The organism is Micromonospora sp. RTBAU3-60, assembly GCF_054963695.1.
Genome location: NZ_JBUEGB010000002.1, coordinates 124,549 through 147,579 on the forward strand (window position 1 = coordinate 124,549; position 23,031 = coordinate 147,579).

At 73.3% G+C, this 23,031-nt stretch carries 18 protein-coding genes; 10 read left to right on the forward strand and 8 right to left on the reverse strand.

Annotated features, from left to right (window positions below; genetic code table 11):
* Nucleotides 1-89 precede the first annotated feature (89 nt).
* Nucleotides 90-3,293 (forward strand): UvrD-helicase domain-containing protein, encoded by a 3,204-nt coding sequence (locus ACY34I_RS02760; protein ID WP_462752134.1) that lies wholly within the window; start codon nucleotides 90-92, stop codon nucleotides 3,291-3,293.
* Nucleotides 3,294-3,418: 125 nt separating this feature from the next.
* Here the strand turns inward: ACY34I_RS02760 and ACY34I_RS02765 are convergent, their stop codons facing one another.
* Both ACY34I_RS02765 and ACY34I_RS02770 read right to left on the reverse strand, forming a co-directional pair.
* Nucleotides 3,419-4,159, reverse strand: a complete 741-nt coding sequence (locus ACY34I_RS02765; RefSeq protein WP_462752136.1) for an A24 family peptidase — start codon at nucleotides 4,157-4,159, stop codon at nucleotides 3,419-3,421.
* 11 nt (nucleotides 4,160-4,170) lie between these two features.
* Entirely contained in the window at nucleotides 4,171-5,178 is a 1,008-nt protein-coding gene (locus tag ACY34I_RS02770; RefSeq protein ID WP_462752138.1) for an EamA family transporter, read from the reverse strand.
* Between the two features lie 87 nt (nucleotides 5,179-5,265).
* On the opposite strand from ACY34I_RS02770, the gene ACY34I_RS02775 reads away from it, so the two are divergent.
* The gene (locus ACY34I_RS02775) at nucleotides 5,266-6,138 is read left to right on the forward strand and encodes an LppU/SCO3897 family protein (RefSeq protein WP_462752140.1); all 873 of its coding nucleotides are present in this window, start codon (nucleotides 5,266-5,268) and stop codon (nucleotides 6,136-6,138) included.
* Nucleotides 6,139-6,317: 179 nt separating this feature from the next.
* Nucleotides 6,318-7,553, forward strand: a complete 1,236-nt coding sequence (locus tag ACY34I_RS02780; protein ID WP_462752142.1) for an AAA family ATPase — start codon at nucleotides 6,318-6,320, stop codon at nucleotides 7,551-7,553.
* A gap of 9 nt (nucleotides 7,554-7,562) precedes the next feature.
* On the opposite strand, the gene ACY34I_RS02785 is transcribed toward ACY34I_RS02780, so the two are convergent.
* Nucleotides 7,563-8,108, reverse strand: a complete 546-nt coding sequence (locus tag ACY34I_RS02785) for a GNAT family N-acetyltransferase (RefSeq protein ID WP_462752144.1) — start codon at nucleotides 8,106-8,108, stop codon at nucleotides 7,563-7,565.
* A 146-nt stretch (nucleotides 8,109-8,254) separates the two neighbouring features.
* Here ACY34I_RS02785 and ACY34I_RS02790 point away from each other — a divergent pair, with 146 nt between their 5' ends.
* Together ACY34I_RS02790 and ACY34I_RS02795 are read left to right on the forward strand one after the other, a co-directional pair.
* Nucleotides 8,255-8,800 (forward strand): DoxX family protein, encoded by a 546-nt coding sequence (locus tag ACY34I_RS02790; protein WP_148793732.1) that lies wholly within the window; start codon nucleotides 8,255-8,257, stop codon nucleotides 8,798-8,800.
* Between the two features lie 204 nt (nucleotides 8,801-9,004).
* Nucleotides 9,005-10,441, forward strand: a complete 1,437-nt coding sequence (locus tag ACY34I_RS02795; RefSeq protein ID WP_462752146.1) for a glycosyltransferase 87 family protein — start codon at nucleotides 9,005-9,007, stop codon at nucleotides 10,439-10,441.
* A gap of 44 nt (nucleotides 10,442-10,485) precedes the next feature.
* On the opposite strand, the gene ACY34I_RS02800 is transcribed toward ACY34I_RS02795, so the two are convergent.
* From ACY34I_RS02800 to ACY34I_RS02820, 5 genes are all read right to left on the reverse strand, one after another.
* A complete protein-coding gene (locus ACY34I_RS02800; protein WP_462752148.1) occupies nucleotides 10,486-10,917 on the reverse strand; it encodes a molybdenum cofactor biosynthesis protein MoaE in 432 nt (143 codons plus the stop codon).
* A 106-nt stretch (nucleotides 10,918-11,023) separates the two neighbouring features.
* On the reverse strand, nucleotides 11,024-12,280 hold the full coding sequence (locus ACY34I_RS02805) for a molybdopterin molybdotransferase MoeA (RefSeq protein WP_462752150.1): 1,257 nt from the start codon (nucleotides 12,278-12,280) through the stop codon (nucleotides 11,024-11,026).
* A gap of 31 nt (nucleotides 12,281-12,311) precedes the next feature.
* Nucleotides 12,312-12,782 (reverse strand): MogA/MoaB family molybdenum cofactor biosynthesis protein, encoded by a 471-nt coding sequence (locus ACY34I_RS02810; RefSeq protein WP_462752152.1) that lies wholly within the window; start codon nucleotides 12,780-12,782, stop codon nucleotides 12,312-12,314.
* Nucleotides 12,779-13,270, reverse strand: coding sequence for a cyclic pyranopterin monophosphate synthase MoaC (gene moaC / locus ACY34I_RS02815; RefSeq protein WP_462752154.1), 492 nt, complete (start codon nucleotides 13,268-13,270; stop codon nucleotides 12,779-12,781). Before moaC ends, ACY34I_RS02810 begins: the two co-directional genes overlap by 4 nt.
* Before the next feature lie 254 nt (nucleotides 13,271-13,524).
* Complete coding sequence (locus ACY34I_RS02820) at nucleotides 13,525-16,458, reverse strand: AfsR/SARP family transcriptional regulator (protein ID WP_462752156.1); 2,934 nt, start codon at nucleotides 16,456-16,458, stop codon at nucleotides 13,525-13,527.
* A 647-nt stretch (nucleotides 16,459-17,105) separates the two neighbouring features.
* Here ACY34I_RS02820 and ACY34I_RS02825 point away from each other — a divergent pair.
* The 5 genes from ACY34I_RS02825 (at nucleotide 17,106) to ACY34I_RS02845 (ending at nucleotide 22,968) form a co-directional block, all read left to right on the forward strand.
* A complete protein-coding gene (locus ACY34I_RS02825) occupies nucleotides 17,106-19,661 on the forward strand; it encodes a putative bifunctional diguanylate cyclase/phosphodiesterase (protein WP_462752158.1) in 2,556 nt (851 codons plus the stop codon).
* A 147-nt stretch (nucleotides 19,662-19,808) separates the two neighbouring features.
* Entirely contained in the window at nucleotides 19,809-21,155 is a 1,347-nt protein-coding gene (locus tag ACY34I_RS02830; RefSeq protein WP_462752160.1) for a glycosyltransferase 87 family protein, read from the forward strand.
* Between the two features lie 10 nt (nucleotides 21,156-21,165).
* Nucleotides 21,166-21,798, forward strand: coding sequence for a phosphoribosyltransferase (locus ACY34I_RS02835; protein WP_462752162.1), 633 nt, complete (start codon nucleotides 21,166-21,168; stop codon nucleotides 21,796-21,798).
* Between the two features lie 23 nt (nucleotides 21,799-21,821).
* Nucleotides 21,822-22,205 (forward strand): TFIIB-type zinc ribbon-containing protein, encoded by a 384-nt coding sequence (locus tag ACY34I_RS02840; RefSeq protein WP_462752164.1) that lies wholly within the window; start codon nucleotides 21,822-21,824, stop codon nucleotides 22,203-22,205.
* 82 nt (nucleotides 22,206-22,287) lie between these two features.
* Nucleotides 22,288-22,968 carry a maleylpyruvate isomerase N-terminal domain-containing protein gene (locus ACY34I_RS02845; RefSeq protein WP_462752166.1) on the forward strand — a complete coding sequence of 227 codons (681 nt, stop codon included), beginning with the start codon at nucleotides 22,288-22,290 and terminating at the stop codon, nucleotides 22,966-22,968.
* The last annotated feature ends 63 nt before the right edge of the window (nucleotides 22,969-23,031 follow it).

The following is a 23,031-nucleotide window of genomic DNA, read 5'->3' on the forward strand; positions in this document are numbered from 1 at the left end:
CCGGGCCGCCGGGTCCCGCATCGGATTGCTCAGGTCACCCGTACGCGTGGCGGCGGGCGGGCCGCGGACCGCTCGTGGCAGGATGCGGCGTGCCTCCGTTCAGCGCCGCACCCCCCGGTGGCCTCCCGCCGTTCGTCGCGGATCTGCACATCCACTCGAAGTACTCGCGCGCGTGCAGCCGGGACCTGACCCTGCCGAACCTGGGCTGGTGGGCCCGACGCAAGGGCATCGGCGTACTCGGCACCGGCGACTTCACCCATCCCGCCTGGTACGACCATCTGCGCGAGACGCTGCATCCGGCCGAGCCCGGCCTGTACCGGCTCAGCCCGGAGGCGGAGCGGGACATCGCCCGGCGGCTGCCGCCGCGGCTGGCCAGCGCGGCGGAGGCGGACCCGGTCCGGTTCATGCTCAGCGTGGAGATCTCCACGATCTACAAGCGGGACGACCGGACCCGGAAGGTGCACCACCTGATCTACCTGCCGGACCTGGACGCGGTGGCCCGGTTCAACGCCGCGCTGGGGCGGATCGGCAACCTCGGGTCGGACGGCCGGCCGATCCTCGGCCTGGACTCCCGGGACCTGCTGGAGATCACGCTGGAGGCCAGCCCGGACGGCTACCTGGTGCCGGCGCACATCTGGACGCCCTGGTTCTCCGCGCTCGGCTCGAAGTCCGGCTTCGACGCGATCGCCGACTGCTACGCCGACCTGGCCGAGCACGTCTTCGCCGTGGAGACCGGCCTCTCCTCCGACCCGGAGATGAACTGGCGGGTCGGCAGCCTGGACCGCTACCGGCTCGTGTCCAACTCGGACGCGCACTCGCCGCCGGCGCTGGCCCGCGAGGCCACCGTCTTCAACTCCGCCCGCGACTACTTCGCGATCAGGGAGGCGCTGCGCACCGGGGACGGGCTCGCCGGCACCATCGAGTTCTTCCCCGAGGAGGGCAAGTACCACGCCGACGGGCACCGGCTCTGCGGAGTGAACTGGTCGCCCGAGCGGACCCGCGAGGCCGGCGGGCGGTGCCCGGAGTGCGGCAAGCCGCTGACGGTGGGCGTACTCAGTCGGGTGGAGGAGCTGGCCGACCGGCCCGAGGGGCACCGGCCGGCGCACGCCCGCGAGGTGACGCACCTGGTGCCGCTGGCCGAGATCCTCGGCGAGATCAACAAGGTGGGTGCCCGCTCGAAGAAGGTCGAGGGGAAGCTCAACGAACTGGTCGCCGCGCTCGGCCCGGAGCTGGAGATCCTGACCACCAGCCCGCTGGACGAGATCGGCCGGGTCGGCGGCGAACTGCTCGCCGAGGGCATCGGCCGGCTCCGCCGCGGCGAGGTGCGCCGGGTCCCGGGCTACGACGGCGAGTACGGGGTGATCACCCTGTTCGACCCGGCCGAACTGGGCACCACGAGCGGGGCGAGCGGCCAGGACACCCTCTTCGACGTACCCGTACCCGTACCCGTGCCCGCGCCGCGGAAGCCCGTGGAGCCGGCGCCGAAGTCGAAGGCGAAGCGCCCGGCGGCGGCCCGGACGGAGCCGAAGCGGAAGCCCGGCCCGCCACCGCCGCCGCCGATCGCGCCGGCGCCCTCCCCGCACGAGCCGTTCGAGCCGATGCTCGCCGGCATGGAGGAGGTGGGCACCGGCCTGCTGGACCGGCTCGACGCGATGCAGCGGGTGGCGGCCTCGGCACCGGGTGGCCCGCTGCTCATCGTGGCCGGTCCGGGCACCGGCAAGACCCGGACGCTGACCCACCGGATCGCGTACCTCTGCGCGGAGCTGAACGTCTTCCCGGAGCAGTGCCTGGCGATCACCTTCACCCGGCGGGCGGCCGAGGAGTTGCGACACCGGCTGGACGGGCTGCTCGGCCCGGTGGCCGAGGACATCACGGTCGGCACGTTCCACTCGCTGGGGCTGACCATCCTGCGGGAGAACGCCGCGGCCGCCCGGCTGCCGGCGGACTTCCGCATCGCCGACGACGCGGACCGCGCGGCGGCCCGGGCCGAGGCGGGTGACGACGACGGCCGGTACACCGCGCTGCTGCGCAAGCGGGACCTGGTCGACCTGGACGAGCTGCTCACCCTGCCGGTGGCGCTGCTGAAGGCGGACAAGAAGCTGGTGCGCGAGTACCGCGAGCGCTGGAAGTGGATCTTCGTCGACGAGTACCAGGACGTCGACGCCGTCCAGTACGAGCTGCTGCGGCTGCTCAGCCCCGCCGACGGCAACCTCTGCGCGATCGGCGACCCCGATCAGGCGATCTACTCGTTCCGGGGCGCGGACGTCGGCTACTTCCTGCGCTTCTCCCAGGACTTCACCGATGCCCGGCTGGTCCGGCTGAACCGCAACTACCGCTCGTCGGCACCGATCCTGGCCGCCGCGGTGCAGGCCATCGCGCCGTCGTCGCTGGTCCGCGGCCGCCGGCTCGACCCGGCCCGGCTCGACCCGGAAGCCCCCCTGGTCGGCCGCTACGCCGCGGCCTCCGTCGCCGACGAGGCCGATTTCGTGGTACGCACCATCGACGAACTGGTCGGCGGCCTGTCCCACCGCTCGCTCGACTCGGGCCGGATCGACGGCCGGTCCACCTCGCTGTCGTTCTCCGACATCGCCGTGCTCTACCGCACCGACGCGCAGGCCGCGCCGATCGTGGACGCCCTGGCCCGGGCCAACATCCCGGTGCAGAAGCGCTCGCACGACCGGCTCCGCGACCGGCCCGGGGTGACGGCGATCGCCCGCGAGCTGCGGCACGCCGGGCTGGACGGCTCGTTGACCGCCCGGGTCCGGCTGGCCGGGCAGATCCTCGCGGAGCGCTTCGCCGTGCCGACGCTCGACGGTGCCGGCTCGGTACGCCCCGAGGACGTCCGCACCGCGGTGGACCTGCTCACCCCGCTGGCCCGGCGGTGCGGCGACGACCTCGGGCTCTTCCTCTCCCAGCTCGCCACCGGGGCGGAGGTGGACGCCTTGGATCCGCGCGCCGAGGCGGTCACCCTGCTCACCCTGCACGCGGCCAAGGGCCTGGAGTTCCCGGTGGTCTTCCTGGTCGGCGCGGAGGACGGGCTGCTGCCGCTGCGCTGGCCGGGGTCGGAGCCGGAGGACGACGCGATCGCCGAGGAGCGCCGGCTCTTCTTCGTCGGGCTCACCCGGGCGCAGGACCGGCTGTACGTCAGCCACGCCGCCCGGCGTACCCGGCACGGATCGGAACGCGACTGCCGACCGTCGCCGTTCCTCGACGTGATCGACCCGGGGCTCTTCGAACGGTTCGGCGAGGCGGAACCCCGCCGCCCCAAGGACCGCCAGCTCCGCCTGATCTGAGGGCAGGGGCCCGTGCTCAACCGCCTGAGGCTCAGCAGGGGCCCCTGCTCGACAGCCGACGGCGCGGGCCCGCGCCTGTGCAGCGCTCAGGCGAGCAGCGCGGCGCGGGTCCGCCCGTGCAGCGCTCAGGCGAGCAGCACCGCGAGCCAGGCGCCGGCCAGGATCGCCGGGCCGAACGGGAGGGCGGTGTCCCGGCGTACCCGGCGGGCGGCCAGCAGGGCGAGCACCACCACGCCGTTGAGCAGGTGCGGCAGGAGCAGCCCGAGGCCCAGGGTCGGCCAGCCCAGGCAGCCGAGCGGCAGGCCGAGCGCGGCGGCGAGCTTGACGTCGCCGAACCCGAGCCGCGCTCCGGGCAGCAGCGCCAGCAGCACGTAGCCGGCGAACGAGACGGCCGCGCCGACCAGCGCCGCCAGCAGGCGACCCGGGGCGTCGGCCGCCAGCGCCGCCCCGACCAGGCCGAGCCCGCCGCCGAGCGCCGCCGCGCCGACCAGCGGATCGGGCAGCCGCAGGCAGGCCAAATCCACCCGGGCCAGCACCAGCCCGAGCGCCGCGACCAGCAGGAACGCGGGCAGCGCCGGCTCGCCGCCCTGCGCGACGGCCAACCCGCCGAACACCGCCGTGCCCGTCAGAGCCATCCCGAGCCGCCCGACCGATCGAGGGCGGATGTCCCGGTCACCGTCCGCTCCGGCGCGGTGGGCGGCATCGGACCGGGCCGGCGCCCGCGGGCCGGCGGCGGCCACCTGGTGTGCGCGGCCCACGGCGGCGACGCTGACGTCGGGGGCGGTGAAGCGGCGGGCGAGCGGGACGGCCGCCCAGCCGGCGAGCGCGCCGAGGAGCGCGACACCCGTCACCAACCCGGCGGACACGCGCCGGGATGTTACCGGCGGACCGGCTCCGGGGCTGCCCCGTCGACCCGCCGGCGGGGACGCTCGGTGCTCACCACCACGGCCACCCCGACGACGATCACCGCGCCGCCGAGCAACACCTGGGTGGTGACCGGTTCGGCGGCGAACAGCGCGCCGAGCGCCACCGCGACCACCGGGTTCACGTACGCGTAGGTGGCGACGAGGGAGATCGGGGCGTGGTGCAGCAGCCAGACGTACGCGGTGAAGGCGACCAGCGAGCCGGCCACCATCAGGTACGCCAGCGCCGCCCAGGAGCGGCCGGTCACCTGGGCGGGGGAGAAGCCGTGCAGCTCGCCCCGGAGGGTGGCGAGCACGGTGAGCGCCGCCGCGCCGGCGACCATCTCGTAGACGGTGGCGACGAACGGGTCGGCGGGCATCCGGATGCGCCCGGAGAGGTAGGAGCCGACCGACCAGCAGATGGCCCCGGCGACGATGATGAGCGCTCCGACCACCGGTACGCCTCCCGGCCCACCGGTGGGGAGGACGAGCAGGACGAGACCGACGAAGCCGACGCCCACCCCGACGAAGGTCCACGGCCGGGGCCGGTCGCCGCCGAGCGTACGCAGCAGCACGACCAGCAGCGGGACGGTGGCCACCAGCAGCGCGGCGATGCCGGAGGGCAGCGGTGCCACTCCGGCTGGGCCGGACTCGGCGAGGCCCACGAGGCCGTTGCCGCAGGCGAGCAGCAGCACCCCGACCAGGGCGGCGGACCCGAGCTGCCGCCGGTCGACGCGGAGCGCGCCCGGCCCGCGGCGGAGTCGGAGCACCAGGGCGAGCACCGCCGCGGCGGCGGCGAACCGCATCGCGGCGGAAGCGAGTGGCGGCAGCGACTCGACCGCGACCCGGATGCCCAGGTAGGTCGAGCCCCAGAGCACGTAGACGAGGACCAGCGCGGTCCAGACCAGGGCGGGACGGGTGGCGGTGGTGGTGGTGGTGGCGTGGTCGACGGTCGACTTCGCACCTGTGGGGCGTGAGCTCATCGGTGGACCACGCTACGGTGACCACGGCGTCGGCGTCCCCCGTTGGTGGCCGGCCTCTCACCACTGGCGTAACCAGGAGGACGTGGCATGTCGAACTTCGGACCACCGGGTGGCGGCTCCCCCGATCCGTGGGACCGACGCCGACCGGACGACGGCTACGCCCCGGCGGCCGACCCGCGCTACGACCCCGGCTATGCCCCTCAGCCCGCCGGGTGGGGCGAGCCGCCCGCCCAGCGGTACGAGCCGACCACGGGCTGGGACACCGGGCAGCCGGCCGGCGCGCCGGGGTACCAGGGACACCCGCCCGCCGAGCCCGGCTACGCCGAGCCGCGGTACGCCGGCCGGCCGCCCGACGCCGAGCCGCGGTACGCCGAGCCGACCCCCTACGCCCACCAGCCGACGTACGCCGGGCAGCCGCCGTACATCGAGCCGACCCCCTACGCCGGGCAGCCGCCGCACGCCGAGCGGCCGACGTACGCCGGGCAGCCGCCGTACGCCGAGCCGACCCCGCCGAAGCGCGGCAAGGGGCGGCTGCTCGCGGTGCTGGTCGTGCTGGCGGTGCTGGTGCTCGGCGGGGCCGGGGCGTACTGGGTCCTCGGCCGGGACGAGCCGGTGAACCACTCCGGCACGTCCGCCTCGGCGGCAGCCGACCCCACGGCGGGGGGCGGCCCCGCCGACCCGCCGACCACCGCACCGGCCCCGGCCTCCTCGACCGACTCGCGCTTCGTCAAGGCGGGCCAGTGCGTCAGCAACGAGGGTGGGAACGGGCGGCAGCCGAAGCTGGTGATCAGCGAGTGCGGCGCGAACACCTATCAGGTGTTGCGCCGCTTCGACGGTGAGACCACCGGCAAGAAGGACGCCGAGGCGAAGTGCGCCAAGGTGGAGGGCTACACCGACTGGTACTTCTTCGACAGCGAGTTGGACACGCTCGACTTCGTGCTCTGCCTCAAGCGCCGCTGACCATCACCGCCGGCCACCGCGCCGGCGGGGAGCGGCGGCCCGGCGACGGTAGCCAAAACTAGGGCTGTCTAGCGTGGATGCTAGACAGCCCTAGTTTTCTGTCGAGGAGCCCGACACGCCGGTAGCCCCATCTACGGATGTCTAGCCTCGCAGCTAGACGGCCCGATACTGTGCGATTCGTGGATCCGGTCCGCAACCCGTACGCCCCCGGCGCCGGCCAGCGCCCGCCCGAACTCGCCGGTCGGGGGCGCGAGCTGGACGTCTTCGACGTGGTGCTGGAACGGATCGCCCGGGGCCGGCCGGAACGCAGCCTGATGCTCACCGGGCTGCGCGGGGTCGGCAAGACGGTCCTGCTGAACACCCTCCGCTCGCAGGCGATCAACCACCTCTGGGGCACCGGAAAGATCGAGGCCCGGCCCGACCAGTCGCTGCGCCGGCCGATCGCCGCCGCGCTGCACATGGCGGTCCGCGAGCTGGCGCCCCGGCACCGCGCCCCGGACCGGATCGACGCCTTCCTCGGCGTACTCAAGGCGTTCGCCCAGCGCGCCGCGCCCACCGGACGCGGCGGTGCCGCGCCGAAGCTGCGCGACCGCTGGCAGCCGGGCATCGACGTGCCGGCCACCAGTGGCCGGGCCGACTCCGGGGACATCGAGATCGACCTGGTCGAGCTGCTCAGCGACGCCGCGGCGGTCGCCACCGACGTGGGCACCGGCGTCGCGATCTTCATCGACGAGATGCAGGACCTCGGTGCGGAGGACGTCTCCGCGCTCTGCGCCGCCTGCCACGAGCTCTCCCAGCTCGGCGCGCCGCTGATCGTCGTCGGCGCCGGGCTGCCGCACCTGCCGGCCGTGCTGAGCGCGGCGAAATCCTACTCCGAGCGGCTCTTCCGCTATCAGCGCATCGACCGGCTGGACCGGATCGCCGCCGACCAGGCGCTCTGCGCGCCGGCCGAGCGGGAGGAGGTCGAGTACGAGCCGAAGGCCCTCGACCTGCTCTACGAGAAGTCCGGCGGCTACCCCTACTTCGTCCAGGCGTACGGGAAGGCCACCTGGGACCACGCGCCCCGCTCGCCGATCACCGCCGCCGACGTCCGGGTCGCCGCGCCCGAGGCGGAGGCCGAGCTGGCCGTCGGCTTCTTCGGTTCCCGGTTCGAGCGGGCCACCCCCGCCGAGCGCGAGTACATGCGGGCGATGGCGACGCTCTCCCTGGTGGAAGGGGAGGACAACGGCCGGGACGACATGGACGCGGCGGTGCCCACCGCGGAGATCGCCCGGGCGCTCGGCCGCAAGCCGGCCAGCCTGTCGCCCGCCCGGGACGCCCTGATCAAGAAGGGGCTGATCTACTCCGGCGAGCGCGGCACGGTCGCCTTCACCGTTCCCCACTTCGGCCGCTACCTGCGCACCCAGCCGGCCTGACCGCCCGGCTCACACCTTCGCCCAGGGCGGCGGGAAGAGCACCTCACCCCCTGGTGGCGGTGGCTCGTCGGTGGTGGACGGGGGCAGCAGCAACGCCTGCCACGGCTCACCGAGGCCGGACCAGGGGCTGGTCAGGCCCATCCGGTCCGCCCGACCGAACCCGAAACGGCGGTAGAACGCCGGATCGCCCAGCACCACCACCAGCCGTTCGCCCAGCTCGGTCGCGGCGTCCAGGGCCGCCTGCACCACCGCCGTACCGTGTCCGATCCGCTGCCGGTTGGGCGCGACCGCCACCGGTCCGAGCGCCAGGGCCGGGTACGTGTGGTCGTCGGTGCACACCCGCACCCGGGTGAGCAGCGCGTAGCCGACGACCTCGCCGCCGTACTCGGCGACCATGGCCAGCTCCGGGATCCAGGCGTCGCTGTGCCGGAGCTCGTCGACCAGCCCCACCTCGGGCGGGGTGGTCACGTCGGGGCGGGCGAAGGCGGTCGCCAGCACCCGGGCGACCGGTGCCTCGTCCGCCGGATTCTCGGGTCGGAGTCGCAGGGTCGTCACCCGCGCGACCTTACCGTCCGATCGCGGTCCATCAGCGACGGTCGCTGAAATCGGCCCGGCGACCGGCCCGGCCGGACGTCCATGTCGGCCGATCCCTTTCGAGTGTTGCAGGGGTGGCGACCAGCTCGACGGGGTATGACTGATTCATGAAGCCCGTGCGCTCCCTCGCCCGTGTCATGTTGAGCGGCATCTTCGTGGTCAGCGGCGCTCGCAACCTGCAGAACCCGGGCCGGCTGGCCACCGCCGCGAAACCGGTCACCGACCGGGTCGCCCCGCTGATCCAGAACCTGCACCCGCGCATCCCGACCGACACCGAGACGCTGATCCGGGCCAACTCGGCCACCCAACTCGTCGGCGGGCTGATGCTGGCGACCGGCAGGTTCACCCGGCCCGTCGCGCTCGTCCTCGCCGGCACCCTGGTGCCGACCACCATCGCCGGCCATCCCTTCTGGAGCAACGACGACCCGATGGCGCGCAACAACAACCAGATCCACTTCCTGAAGAACCTCGGCCTGTTCGGCGGGCTGCTCCTCGCCGCCGCGGACACCGAGGGCAAGCCCGGACTGCGCTGGCGGGCCGGTCACCGGATCGGCCACTCGCGCCGCTCGGTGCAGCGCGCCGTCCGGACCGCCCGCCGAGAGGCCAAGATCGCCGTACGCTCGGCGGCCTCCGCCCGGCGACTACCGGGCTGACCTGCACCAATACGGCCTCCACCCCCCGCAAGGCCACTAATCACCTGAACCGTCCGACACCCGTTAACGCGGTGGAAATGTCAAAAACACGTGTGGGATCGGACACGGTCGCATAACGCGGGAGGCAGCAACGTGAGGCGCCGTTCTAGGCTCCGTGCGGGACCTGGACGGGAAGTACGATCTTGGTACGGGGGTGGCACCGCCATGCCGGCGACTGTCGGTAGACGGATCGACCGCCTCACTCCAGTCCAGGGCGGCACGCGTCGGGTCGATCGCAGGACAGCCGTACGCATCGGCATCGTAGTCGCCGTCGCCTACGCCGCCTGGCTCGCCATCGGCGCGTTCGGGCGGCCGTACAACTTCTTCGACATGCGGATCTACCACGGTGCCGTGGTGTGGTGGGCCAACGGCAACGGGCTCTACGACTTCATCGCCCCCTCGACGACCCTCGGCTTCACCTACCCGCCGTTCGCCGGTCTGGTCATGCTGCCGATGTCCTGGCTGCCGGTCGCGGCCGCCGGCTGGCTCAACGCCCTGGCCAGCATCGCCGCGCTCGCCGTCGTACTGGCCGCGCTGCTGCGCCCGATCGTCGACCGGCTCGGCTGGTCGCTCTGGTTCACCGTCGGCATCGCCACGCCGATGGCCGTCGCCATCGAGCCGTCCCGGGAGACCCTCGGGTACGGCCAGGTCAACCTGCTGCTGTTCGCCCTGGTCATGGGGGACCTGGTCGGCCTGCGCTGGCGGGCGAAGCGCGGCACCCACCACGACACCGCCGACTCGGCGCTGGCCCGGTTCGTCTACAGCGGCACCTGGGCCGGCGTCGGCATCGGGCTGGCCACGGCGGTCAAGCTCACCCCGGCGCTGTTCATCGCGTACCTGATGATCACGCGACAGTGGCGGGCGGCGACGACCGCGATCGGCACCGCCATCGGGGTGACCCTCGGGACGTTCGCGGTGGTCGGGCCGGAGTCGCGGACGTACTTCGGCAGCGTGCTCTGGCAGACCGAGCGGGTCGGTGCGGCGGACATGACCGCCAACCAGTCCCTGGCCGGGCTGCTGGCCCGGCTCTACGACTCGATCGAGACGCCCGGACTGCTCTGGCTGGCGTTCTCAGTGCTGCTTCTGGCGCTGGGGCTGTCCCGGGCGGCCAGCGCCCGGGCCGACGGCGACGAGCTGACCGCGTTCACCCTGGTCGGGCTGACCGCCAATGTCATCAGCCCGATCTCCTGGTCGCACCACCTGGTCTGGGTGATCCCGGCGGTCATCGTGCTGGCCGACGCCGCGGTACGCCGCCACGAGGCGAGCCGCGGCCTGTCCGTGCGGATCACCGGGATACCGCCCACCGGCGGGGTGCCCTCGCTGCGCCCGCCGATCTGGTATCCGACGCTCACCGGGCTGCGGCACGGGGTCGGCGCGCTCGCCCTCTACCTGCTCTTCCTGATCTCGCCGATCTGGCCGTACGAGCACCAGCTTCCCGAGGTGTCGCACTACCAGGACGGCCTGTTCGGCGCGCTGATGGAGAACTCCCTGGCGGTCGCCCTGATCGTGCTCGTCGCGGCGCTGCCCTGGCGACCCGGCGCGGAACCCGCGTTCTACCACGACCGGCTGGTCCGCGCCGCCCAGCTCACCGGCCGCCGCTGACCGTCGCCCGCCGTTCCCACCCGGCGCCGCCGGGGGTCACCCGGTCAGGGGCAGTTCACCCACTCCTCGGTGCCGTCGGCGAACACCTGCCGCTTCCAGATCGGCAGCCGCGCCTTCACCTCGTCCACCAGCCGGGCACAGGCCGCGAAGGCCGCCGCCCGGTGGGCGGTGCTGACCGCCGCGACCAGGGCGGGGTCGCCGATCTCCAGCCGACCGATCCGGTGCGACACGGCCACCGCGTACACCTCCGGGTCGGCGGCGATCTCGGCGGCCACCTCGCGCAGCACCGCCTCGGCGGTCGGGTGCCCCTCGTATTCGAGCAGGGTGACCGCCCGGCCGTGGTCGTGGTCACGGACGACGCCCTGGAACGAGACCACCGCGCCGGCCCGTCGGTCGGCCACCGCCGCCTCGTGGGCGGCCAGGTCGAGCGGCTGGTCGGTCACCACGCCGATGACAACCTCCACGACCGGGCTCACTGCTCCTCCTTCGTTCGCGACCGCGGGGCTCGCCACCCCGGCTCAAGCGCGCGTTCCGGCACGGCCGCATCCCCCGCGAGCCGCCCCGGAACGCGTGTCCTCGCGCTCACCACGACCGCTCCCCGGGGGTCAGCGGCAGCGGTACGAGCGGCACCCGGTCGCCGGCCACGCCGCTGGTGCCCGGGCGGATCACCGCGAAGCCGTCCGCCCCGGCCAGGCCGCGCAGCATCGCCGAGCCGACGTGGCGCACCGGATGGGCGGTGCCGGCAACCCGGTCCCACCGGACCAGGGCGAGGTGGGTGTAGTCGCCCCGGCCACTGATCGGTTCGGCGAGGGCGACCTGCGGCAGCACCGGCATCGGCCGACCCTGCAGGCCGGCGAGCAGCGGCGCCACCAGCGAGACCAGCGCCACCACGGCCGACTGCGGATTGCCCGGCAGACCGGCCACGAACCGGACTCGGCCGTCGGCGTCCACCAGCCGGGCCAGCAGCATCGGAAAACCCGGGCGCACCGCCACCGTGTTGACCACGTAGTCCGCGCCGAGCTCCGCCAACGCCGGATGCAGGTGGTCGACCGGACCGTGCATGGTCCCGCCGGTCGTGCACACCACGTCGGCGCTCGCGAGCGCGCCGCGCAGGGCCGCCACATGCGCGGGCAGGGTGTCGGCCACCGGGCCGACCACATCGGCCGCGCGCACCGCGCAGCCGTACCGGCGGAGCCAGGCGGGCACGGCCGGGCCGAGGGCATCGCGGACCCGGCCGGCGCCCGGCGGGCCGGCGGTCAGCAACTCGTCGCCGAAGACCAGCAGCGCCGCGTGGGGCGGGCGACGGACCCGCAGGGTGTCGTGACCGCAGGAGGCGGCCAGCCCGATCAGCGCCGGGTCGACCGGGGTGCCGGCGGGCAGCAGCTCCTCCCCGGCGTACGCCTCCTCGCCGGGCTCCCGCCACTCCGGCGCCGGACGCGGCGTGCCAGCCACCCGCCCGTCGGCGGTCCGGGTCGACTCCTCGATCCGCAGAATCGCGGTGGTCCCCGCCGGCACCATCGCGCCGGTGGCGATCTCGACGGTGGTGCCGTCGGTGGTCAGCGGGGGCGGGGTGTGCCCGGCGAGCACCCGTCCGACCACCTGCCACGGGCCGTCCCCGCGCACCGCCCAGCCGTCCACGCTGGAGGTGGGGAACGCCGGCAGGTCGGTGCGGGTGGTCAACGGCTCGGCGAGGGTGTGGCCGTCGGCGTCGGCGAGCGGCCGGTCGACCGCGGGGAGCGCGGCGGCCAGACCCACCGCGTACACCCGGGCTCGGGCCTCCTCCCACCCGGCCGGCGGTGCGCTCACCTCGGCCGCCGTAGCTGCGGTTTTCGTGCTCATTCGGCGAGCCTATCGCCGGCCGGGTGCCTCGTCAGTGGTCGCCGTTGCTCAGTTGGTCGACGGCATGCCGGAGGATCGGGCCGAGCACGGCCAGCCCGTCCTTCGCCCCACCCCGGGAGCCGGGCAGGTTCACCACCAGCATCCGGCCGGCCACGCCGGCCAGCCCCCGGGAGAGGGCGGCGGTGGGCACGGTGTCACGGCTGTAGGCCCGGATCGCCTCGGCGATGCCGGGAACCTCGTAGTCGAGCAGGGCCCGGGTCACCTCAGGCGTCCGGTCGGTCGAGGTGATGCCGGTGCCGCCGCTGGTCAGCACCACGTCGACGCCCTCGTCGCGGGCGGCGCGCAGCGCGGCCCCCACCGGCTCGCCGTCCGGCACCACCACCGGCTCGTCGACCTCGCAGCCCAGCTCGCGCAGGCCAGCGACGAGCAGCGGGCCGCTGGTGTCCGCGTACACCCCGGCGGCGGCCCGGTTGGAGGCGACGATCACTCGGGCCCGGATCACGGCCGGTCCTCCGGCCGGACCCACTCGCCGGTCTTGCCGCCCTCCTTGCGCAGGACGCGTACCGCGTCCACGGAGGCCGCCGGGTCGACGGCCTTGACCATGTCGACCAGGGCGAGGCCGGCCACCGCCACCGCGGTGAGCGCCTCCATCTCCACGCCCGTCCGGTCGGCGGTCTTCGCGGTCGCGGTGATCTCGACGGTGTCGGTGGTGAGCCGCAGGTCGACGGTGACGCCGTGCAGGGCGATCGGGTGGCAGAGGGGGATCAGGTCGGGGGTTCGCTTCGCCCCCATGATCCCGGCGAGCCGACCTACCGCCAGCGCGTCCCCCTTGGGCAGGCCGTCGCGGCGCAGCAACTCCACCACCTCGGCCGTGGTGCGGAGCCGGCCGGCGGCGACTGCGAGCCGGCCGGAGACCGGCTTGGCGGAGACGTCGACCATCCGGGCCGCGCCGGCCTGATCGACGTGGGTGAGCTGCGCGTGATCGGTCACGGCCGCGAGCCTAACCCCCGGGTACGACCGGCCGCCGGACCCGTCGGTGGGGAGGAGCGCCGGTGTCGGAACGTGCCGATCGTGCCGCACGGCGCTCCTCCCTCAGCCACCCGCCGTCGAAGTCGCTGGGGGGAACCTGACAGCGGGCGTCCCGTCGACCGGGTCCGCCGGTGGCGGGACCCCCCGTTCGGTCGACACGCGGGGGACGGTAGCGGGCGGCGCGATAAGAAATCGATAAGCCGGATAGCGGCCTGTCAGGGAGCCGCTTCGGACAGCCGCCGACGAATCTCGTGGCGCTCGGGGACACCCATTCGCTCAAAAATGGCCAGCGCGCGTCGCCAGAACCTGCGTGCCTCGGCCGGATCGCCGGCGACCAGGTGCTCGGCCAGTCCGTTGAGCGCTCGACCCTGCTCGTAGGGATGAGCGATGCGGGTCGCGATGTCGAGCGCCTCCCGGTACATCGCCGCCGATTCCTCGAGGCGCCCCATCGCCCGGAGCGTCATGGCCAGTTCGTTGCGCGCCTCGGCTTGCACGTGGCGTTCGCCCGAGTTGGCGGCGGATTCGATAGCCGCCTGGTGGCCCCGCATGGCTTCGTCGTAGCGACCGAGCTGCCGGTACGTGCCGGCGAGGTCGCTGAGCACCTCGGCCCTGCCGAACCCGTTCCCCTTGCGGTCCCGGAGCGCCAGGGAGGCGCGGAGCAGGCGCTCCGCCTGCACACTCTCACCCAGGCGGTAGCGCACCCCGCCCAGATGGCCGAGCGCGTTCGCCACATGGAAGTAGTCCCGTCGGGTCCCGGCGAGGTAGAGGTGCAGCCGGTTCAGCGCCATGGACTCCTCGTACCTGCCGAGGAATCTCAGCGTCAGGCCAAGGTTCGGCAGCACCGGAAGGTTGTCCAGGACACCTGCCCGCAGCGCCGACCTGGTGATCTCCAGGGACTCCTGAAGCCGGCCAGTGAGCCAGTGGACGACCCCCAGGTTCACCCGCGCCCGGTTCGTGCCCTCGATATCGCCGAGTTCGGCTCGGATTGACACGGCCTCGTTCAAGTGCGCCAACGCCTCCTGGTACGCGCCGGTGCGCACACAGGCCGAGGCGAGGTAGTTGTGCATGAGAGCGACCGCATGCCGGTCGCCGGACCTACGCGCTGCGACCAGCCCTTCCCGATGGGTCGCGGTGATGTCGTCGTAATAGCCCCGCGTGTAGAAGAACCTCCAGGCTGCCCGGGCCAGCCGCCACGCCAGCCCGTCGTGGCCCTCCTGCCCGGCCTGCCGGACCAGGGCGCCCAGGTTGAGTCGCTGCTCCTCCAACCATTCCAGGTCGCCGGGCAGTCGGACGGAGAGAAGGTCGGGGCGTAGGGGGCTGGTCAGGCGAAGGTGCTGACTGACCAGGCGCTGCTCGTCGATCGACGCGGAGACCTTCACCACCGAATGCACGAGGTGGTCCAGAAGACTCTCCATCGTCGTTCTTCGAGTCGTTTCGGGATCCGCCTGCAGGCTCAACTCGAAGGCGTACTGCCTCATCAGGTCATGGAGGCGGTAGCGTCCGTCGGCGATCTCCTCCATCAGGTGGCGGTCGACGAGTTCGTCCACCAGTTCGGCCGCCTCGTCCAGCGGAACGTCCGTGAGGGCGCCGATCATCGCAACATCGAGATGGCTCCCGGCAGCCAGTCCAAACGATCTGAAGACTCTCTTCGCCGGGTCGCTGAGCGGCTCGTACGACTCGGCGAAGGCTTCGACCACGGTCCGGTCCTCGGCCTGCAACTGCGGCAGGAAGGCCGGCTTGCCGACGAGCCGGCGAACCATGTCGGACATGCTCCAGGCCGGCCGGTGCGCGAGTCGCGTACCGGCCAACCTGATGGCCAGCGGCAGGCGACCGCAGATGCGCACCAGGTCCATCGCGCCCTCGACGTCGGCTCTCACTCGATGCTCACCGACCAGTGCTCTGAGCAGAGTCAGCGCTTCGGGCTCGGCGAGCACCGGAAGGGACACCGGAGGCCGTGCCGTGAGAGCCAGCAGGCGGCGCCGGCTGGTCACGAAGACCACACAACCGCCGGAGGTGGGTAGCAGCGCCTCGACCTGAGCGCTGTCAGCCGCGTTGTCCAGGATCACCACGACTCTGCGGAGCGCAAGTTCCCGCCGCCACATCTCCATCCGGTCCGACAGCTCGCCGGGTATCCGGCCGGCCGGCACGCCCAACTGCCGGAGCAGGACGACCAGCGCCGCGGCGGGTTGAACCGACGCACCCTCTGAGTGCCCCCGCAGGTCGATGAACAACTGCCCGTCCGGATAGCGGTCGGCGAGGCGGGCGGCCAGATGTACAGCGAGGGTCGTCTTCCCGCAGCCAGCCATCCCGTCGACCAACCGAATCACCGGGGCGGCCTCGTCCCCGGCGGCGATCTCGGCGAGCATCCGCTCGACGATCTCCGAGCGGCCGACGAAGTCTGGCACGACCCGGGGCAGCCAGTTGGTGTGCCGGCCCTGGTCGTCGGAACGCCCGGCCGCCTCCGATCCGGGAAACCAGCCTGCCTTGTGAACCGTCCGCCGGGTGTCGACCACCTGTCGCCGGAGCTGTTCCAGCTCGGCACCGGGCCGGACGCCCAACTGGTCGGCGAGAGCGTCACGGGTGGCCTGATAGACGGAGAGGGCACCGCTGAGATCGTCGGTCTGGATGAGGGCTCGCATGAGCAGGGCCTGTGCCGGCTCCCGTACGGGCTGCTGGGACGTATGGGAGCGGAGGAGAGGGACCGCGAGGTCGGCGCGACCGGTCCGCAGGTGGAGGTCGGCCAGGAGCTCGACGGCGGACTGCCGTTCGCGCTCGACGACCTCTCGGGCCGCGAGCAGGGACGGGCCGAGTGGCAGCCCGGCGAAGAGCGGACCCTGCCACGCTTTGAGCACGGCAGTGAGCAGAGCCGCCGCCGACACCAGATCACCGGCGTCGGCCACCTCTCGGGCGTGGAGCCACTGCGCCGACAGGCGGATCAGATCGACCCTGCGCTCGTCCGTCCGGAGGCGGTATCCGCCCTGTTCGCGGACGACGGTCGCGTGCCCGCCCGGAGCGGATCCGAGGGCGCGTCGAAGATTGGCCGCGTAGGTGCGCACATTGGGAACGGCGGAACGTGGCGGCTCCTCGGGCCAGAGTTCGTCCACCAACTCGTCCATGGTCACCAGCCGGCCGGCACGCAGGGCGAGCATCGCGAGGACCAGTCGCTGCTTCGGTGTCCCGAGTTGGAGGCGCTGTCCCTCGAGTCGTACTGCGAGACCACCCAGGACTCGAATTTCCACGAGGGTCGACTCCGGTTTGATTGCGCTTCAACTGATCGCACCGGGATTTTAGCGACGAATGCCGAAGGCCGATGGCCCGTGACGCACATTCGTGAGACGGCGGCGGCAACCGGGGACCTCACCGATCGTGGTCCCGGAAACGCCATCCGAAGTGAGGTTGAAAAGTGTGCAGACACTGAGGACGCTTGCAGTCAGGATGCCACTTCCAGCAAGCGATTGCGTTGGGCGACCGGCCGGGCACGTGCGGGATCGAGGTCACTTCGCTCCGCACAGCACTGATGGACAGAACGTCATATAGCGCCACAGTCTTGGCTAATATTGCGCATACCGACATTTATGGCTTCTGAACCGACGCATCTCACTCCTAAGCTGCTTTCCCAGGGTTTAAGACCCATCGAACGTTGTGAAAGACAGTCGGAAGGAGTCGGGCGATGCGCGGCAGCGAGTGGCACTGAAACTCGAGACTTCACGCAGGAAATCTCGCACTGTAGGCTCCGGGCATCAGACGTGTTGGTTGATGCCGCTACGGGCTTCAGCCATTCAGCCAACGGAGCTGGATGAGCCACACCGACGGACGACGTGTTGTTGAGACCGATCGGCACCTTGTGGCGCTCGTCGGTCTCATCGTCGCTTTCGCCTCAGCCGCGGCAGCCACCGCTCTGATCTTCCTGGTGCGGCAGCCTCCCCACTCGGTCAGGGATGTCGCGACGCTCGTCACGCTGATCTTCATGATCGCCGTCGGGGGGATCGTCAAGACCTCGGTCCGGATACGGTCGACGACGCTCGCCATCGCCTGGGTCGAGACGGCCATCGTCATCGGGGTCGCGATCGCGCCGGCTCCCTGGGTCATTCTCGGCACCGCCGTGGGTGTGGCCGCGTCCTCGGCCATACTGCGCCTACCGGCGATCAAGACTGCCTTTGGCATTGGCAAGAACGTGCTCATCGCGGCGGGGGCCGTGACGGTGGCCCGGTTCCTCGACTGGCCCTGGGCGTCCCCGTCGATCAGCGATCTGATCGGCACACTCGGTATCGTCTACCTGGTCGCGGCGCTCCTCGACGACCTGCTCGCCATGCCGGTCATCGCCCTGGCATCCGGCACCCGGATCTCGCAGCAGTTCCGCAGCGACCTCGATCTGCGGATCGCCGGCTTCGCGGTCCGGTTCGTGGTGGCGGTCTGCACCCTGCTCATCCTCCAGGCCGACCCGAGGCTGCTGCTCGCCGTGCCGCCGCTGGTGCTCAGCCTGCACCTGGCCTACTCCACCCGGATCCGTGCGCGCACCGAGCAGCAGGCCTGGCAGCGACTCGCCCGGACCACCGACGCGCTCAACGTGGTCGACCTCGACCAGGTGCTGACCACCGCGGTCACCCAGGCCGCCGAGCTCTTCTCCGCCGACGAGGTCGAGATCGAGCTGCACGAGGAGCGACGCACGGTTCGCGGCGGCACCGGCGGCATCGCGTACGACGGTGAGACCCCCGAGCCCAGCGTGGTGGACGGCACGGTCATCCCGGTCGCGCTGGAGGGGCACGACCGCGTGGCCGATCTCGGGGTGCTGCGTCTCCGGTTCGCCGGCCCCGTCGAGCTCTCCGAGCGGGAGCAGTACACGCTGCGTACCTTCGCCTCCGCGCTCTGCACGGCGGTCCGCAACGCCCAGGCGTACGCCGAGTTGGCCCGGATCGCCGAGGAGCACGCGTACGCCGCCACCCACGACGCTCTGACCGGGCTCTCCAACCGGCGTCACCTGCTCGACGAGGGCACCGAGCAGCTGACCGCCCGGCATGCCGACGGCGTCACCGCGCTGGTGCTGATCGACCTCAACCACTTCAAGGAGGTCAACGACACGCTCGGGCACGGTGCCGGTGACCGGGTGCTGATGCAGGTCGCCGACCGGCTACGCGCCGCTGCCCGCCCGGGTGACCTGGTGGCTCGGCTCGGCGGCGACGAGTTCGCCGTACTGCTGCGTGGGCTGCCCGCCCCGGCGGTGGCCGCGCACCGGGCCGAGGCGCTGTTGGCCGCCCTGCACGAGCCGCTCGACCTGGACGGCATGCGGATCAGCGTGGAGGCCAGCGGCGGCATCGCGGCCGCCCCGGCCAGCGGCGGGATGCCGGAGCTGCTGCGCCGCGCCGACGTGGCGATGTACCAGGCGAAGCGGGCCGGCCAGCGGATCTCCACGTACGCCCCGACCCGGGACACCGCGGACCTGGGCCGGCTCACCCTCGGCGGCGAACTCTCCCGCGCGGTGGCCGATCACGAGTTCACCGTCAACTTCCAGCCGATCGTCGACCTGGGCAGCGGCGAGGTGATCGGTGCGGAGGCGCTGGCCCGCTGGCACCACCCGACGCACGGCATGATCGATCCGCTGCGCTTCATCGAGGCGGTGGAACGCTCCGGGCTGCTGCCCGCGTTCGCCGAGGCGATCCTCGACCAGGCGCTGATCGCGGCTGGCAGCTGGCGGGCCGCCGGCTTCGACCTGCCCGTCTCGGTGAACGTGTCGCCCCGCAGCCTCCTCGACGCCCGCTTCCCCGGGGCGGTGCTGGCCCGGCTGCGGGCGCACGACCTGCCCCCGGACCGGCTGGTGCTGGAGCTGACCGAGACCCTGACGCTCAGCCAGCTCGACGTGGTGGACCGGGTGCTCAGCCGGCTGCGCGACTCCGGCGTACGGCTGGCTCTGGACGACTTCGGCACCGGCTACTCCTCGCTGTCGCTGCTGTCCCGCATCCCGGTGCACGAGTTGAAGATCGACCGCAGCTTCGTCACGGCGATGGAGAGCGCGGCCGAGGCCGCCGCCGTGATCCGCTCCACGCTGGACCTGGGCCGCAGCCTCGACCTGACCGTGGTGGCCGAGGGCGTGGAGAGCGAACCGCAGCGGCGGGCGCTCTGGGAGCTGGGTTGCGCCGCCGGCCAGGGTCACCTTTTCGCCCGGCCGCTGCCGGCCGGCGCGCTGCTCGCCGCCCTCCAGCGGGGGGCGGGCGGCCGACCGGGCAGCCTCGTGGCGCCGCTGCACGACGCGGGCGCGGTGATCCGCCTGCCGGGTCGCCGCTCCGCCGGCCGGGGTCGCGGGGCCACCTCGACGTCCGTGGCCGGCCAGACCGCCGACGAGCCCAGCCGCCACTGATCCCGCACCCCGAGGGCCGCTCCCCGCGAGATCTTGGACCGTTGCCGTCAGCTGCGAACGGAGACTTTCCAAGATCCGCAAGCCGAGCGGAGCCGGCGCACGGTGGGCGGACCGGCGTGGCGGCGGCCGTCTGCCAGACTGGCCGGCGTGACCGCCGACCCCGACCGGCCCGCCCCCGCCACCCGACGCTGGACGGCCATCGACACCGCCGCCGGCGGGCTCGCCCTCGACCTGGGCCTCTACGCCGTCTCGGCGGTCTTCGCCGGGGTCACCGCCGCGACCTCCACCCTGCTCCCGCACCGGGCCTGGGGCACGCTCGCCGCCGTCGGCTACCTGGTGGCCGCGCTCGCCGTGACCGGCCAGTTCCTCGCCCGGCGCCGCCGCGCCGACGCGCCGCTCGCCGGGCACCGCGCCCGCTGGGCGGTCACCGGCTTCGCTTGGGCCGCCACCGCGCTGCTGCCGGTCGTGGTGCAGAGCATCCAGCGGGCGGCCGGGCGTACCGACCGGGCGCAGGAGGAGGTGGTCGTGGTCGAGCACGCCGGCAGCCGGCTCGCCGAACACGGCACCCCCTATCTGGGGCACGACGCGATCGCCGCGCTGCCCCCGGCCGAGCATCTGCTCGGCTACACCCCGTACCAGCCGGGAATGGCGTTGTTCGGGCTGCCCCGGGCCGCCGTCGACGCCTGGTGGACCGACGCGCGGGTCTGGTTCGCCCTGGTCACCGCCGGGGTGCTGGCCCTCGCGGTGGTCACGCTGCGCAACCGGCCCGCCCCGGCCACGCCCCGTCGCGACGCCGCGCTGCTCCGAGCCGTACAGGCGGCCACCGTGCTGCCGATCTGCGCGCTCACCCTGGCGACCGGCGGCGACGACCTGCCCGTACTCGCGCTCTGCCTGCTCGGGCTGGCCTTCGCCGCCGCCGGCCGGCCCGGACGGGCCGGCCTGGCGGTCGGCGCGGCGGGTGCCCTGAAGCTCTTCGCCTGGCCGGTCGCGGTCGTGCTGATCTGCTGGGCCGCCACCCGCCGGGGCGCCCTCCGCACCGCCCTCGGCGCCCTCGGGCTGCCGGCGCTCGCGCTGGTCCCCGCCCTCCTGGTCGACCGCGACGCGCTGGTGGAGAACGTGCTGCGGTTCCCGCTCGGACACGGGCTGGTGACCAGCCCCGCGCAGTCCCCGTTCCCCGGTCACCTGATCGCCACCGCGCTGCCCGCCGGCCGGATCGTCGCCGCCACGCTGTTGGTCGCGGCCGGGGCGGCGATCGCCGTCCGGCTCCTCCGCCGCCCGCCGCGCACCGCCGCCACCACCGCGCTGATCTGCGGGTACGGGCTGCTCGCGGCGATCCTGCTGATGCCCTCGACCCGCTTCGGTTACCTGCTCTACCCGGTCGCCCTGCTGGTCTGGGCCCCGGCGCTGGCAGCTGCGAAACCCGGGATGGCCCCCGACGCCGCCACCCGCGCCGCTTCCGGCAACTCGTGGACGCGGCCGGTCGGCAGGGCGTAAACCTGAGGATATGACCACCTATCGCGACCGGGCAGACGCGGGCCGCATGCTCGCCGACAGGCTCACCGACCTCGCCGGGCGGCGGGACGTCATCGCCCTCGGGCTGGTACGCGGTGGCGTGGAGGTCGCCCGGGTGATCGCCGAACGGCTCGGCGTGCCCCTGGATGTGCTGGTGGTCCGCAAGCTCGGCGTGCCGTACGCACCCGAGGTGGCGTACGGCGCGCTCGGCCCCGGCGGGGTGCAGGTGCTCAACGAGATGGTCGCCAACCGGCTCAGCGAGGTCGACAAGGCCGAGGTACGGCAGCGGGAGCAGGCCGAACTGGAGCGCCGCGAGCGCCTCTACCGGGCCGGCCGGCCACCGCTCGACCTCACCGGGCGGACCGCGGTCATCGTCGACGACGGGCTGGCCACCGGCGCCACCGCCCGCGCGGCCGTGCAGGTCGCCCGCCACCTGGGTGCGGCCCGGGTCGTCGTGGCCGTGCCGGTCGGCTCCCGCGACGCGTACGAGATGCTGGCCGCCGAGGCCGACCAGGTGGTCATCCGGGAGACGCCGCCCGACTTCATGGCGGTCGGCGCGTACTACGACGATTTCCACGAGGTCTCCGACGACGAGGTGACGGAAACGCTGAAGGCCACCGCGTGAATCGACCGGGTACCGTCGGTCCCATGCAGCTGACCTGTCCCAAGTGTCATGGCGACATGCGCCAGTACGAGCGCAGCGGAGTGATCATCGACCAGTGCGGCGAGTGCCGGGGCATCTTCCTCGATCGCGGCGAACTCGAGAAGCTGTTCGAGGCCGAGGCGAACTGGAACAAGCAGCACGCCCCGCAGCCGGCCGCCCCCGCCGCCGGCGGCTACACCCCGCCGCCGCCACCGCCGCCCACCGCCGCGCCGCACCAGCCCGGCTACGGCGCCGTCCCGCCGCCCCCTCCGCCGCCTCCCGGCCACGGCTACGCGCAGCCCGCGTACGGCCACGGCCAGCATTACGGCTACCACGGCCACTACCGGCGCAAGAAGCACCACGGCTTCCTCGGCGAGCTCTTCGACTGACCGGCGTGCGGCCGGGCCGGCGACCGACCGGCCCGGCCGTCCCGTGCTGCCGGTCGCCGGCAGCCGTGGCAGGCTGCATCCCATGACCGCGATCCGCGCGCACGAGGCGCTGGCGCAGGCGTATGACGGGATCAGCGCCGTCGTCACCGGACTCGACGACGTCGACCTGCAACGACCCACCCGCTGCCGGGGCTGGCTCGTCGCCGACCTGCTCTTCCACGTCCTCTGCGACGCCCAGCGGGCCCTGGTCACGCTCGCCAGCCCCGTCGACGGCCCGGCCGACGTGGACGATGTCAGCTACTGGCGCGCGTTCACCCCGGGCGGCGACGACGGGGCCAGTGTGCGGCACGCCCAGTGGGTCCGCCGCTCGGCCGCCGCGTTCGACCGGCCCAGCGGGGTGGTGCGGCTCTGGCGCGACACCGCCCCCGCCGCCGTCCGCGCGGCCGCCGCCGACCCCGACGGGTACGTCACCACGCAGGGGCACGTGCTGCGCGTACCGGATTTCCTCGCCACCCTGACCACGGAGGCGGTCATCCACCACCTCGACCTGGTGGTCGAGCTGCCGGACGCGCCCCCACCCGGTGCCGTCGCCGTCGACGTCGCGGTGGCCACCGTGGACGGCCTGCTCAGCGACGACGCGGTCCGGCCGACCGGCTGGGACGACCGGGAGTACCTGCTCAAGGCCGCTGGCCGAATCCCGCTCACCGACCGCGACCGGCGGGAACTGGGTGAGGTCGCCGGCTGGTTCCCGCTCCTCGGCTGATCTCCCAGGGGAGTCAGAACGCCGCCGACAGGCCACCCGCGGGCCGGTTCGTCCCCGGTCCTG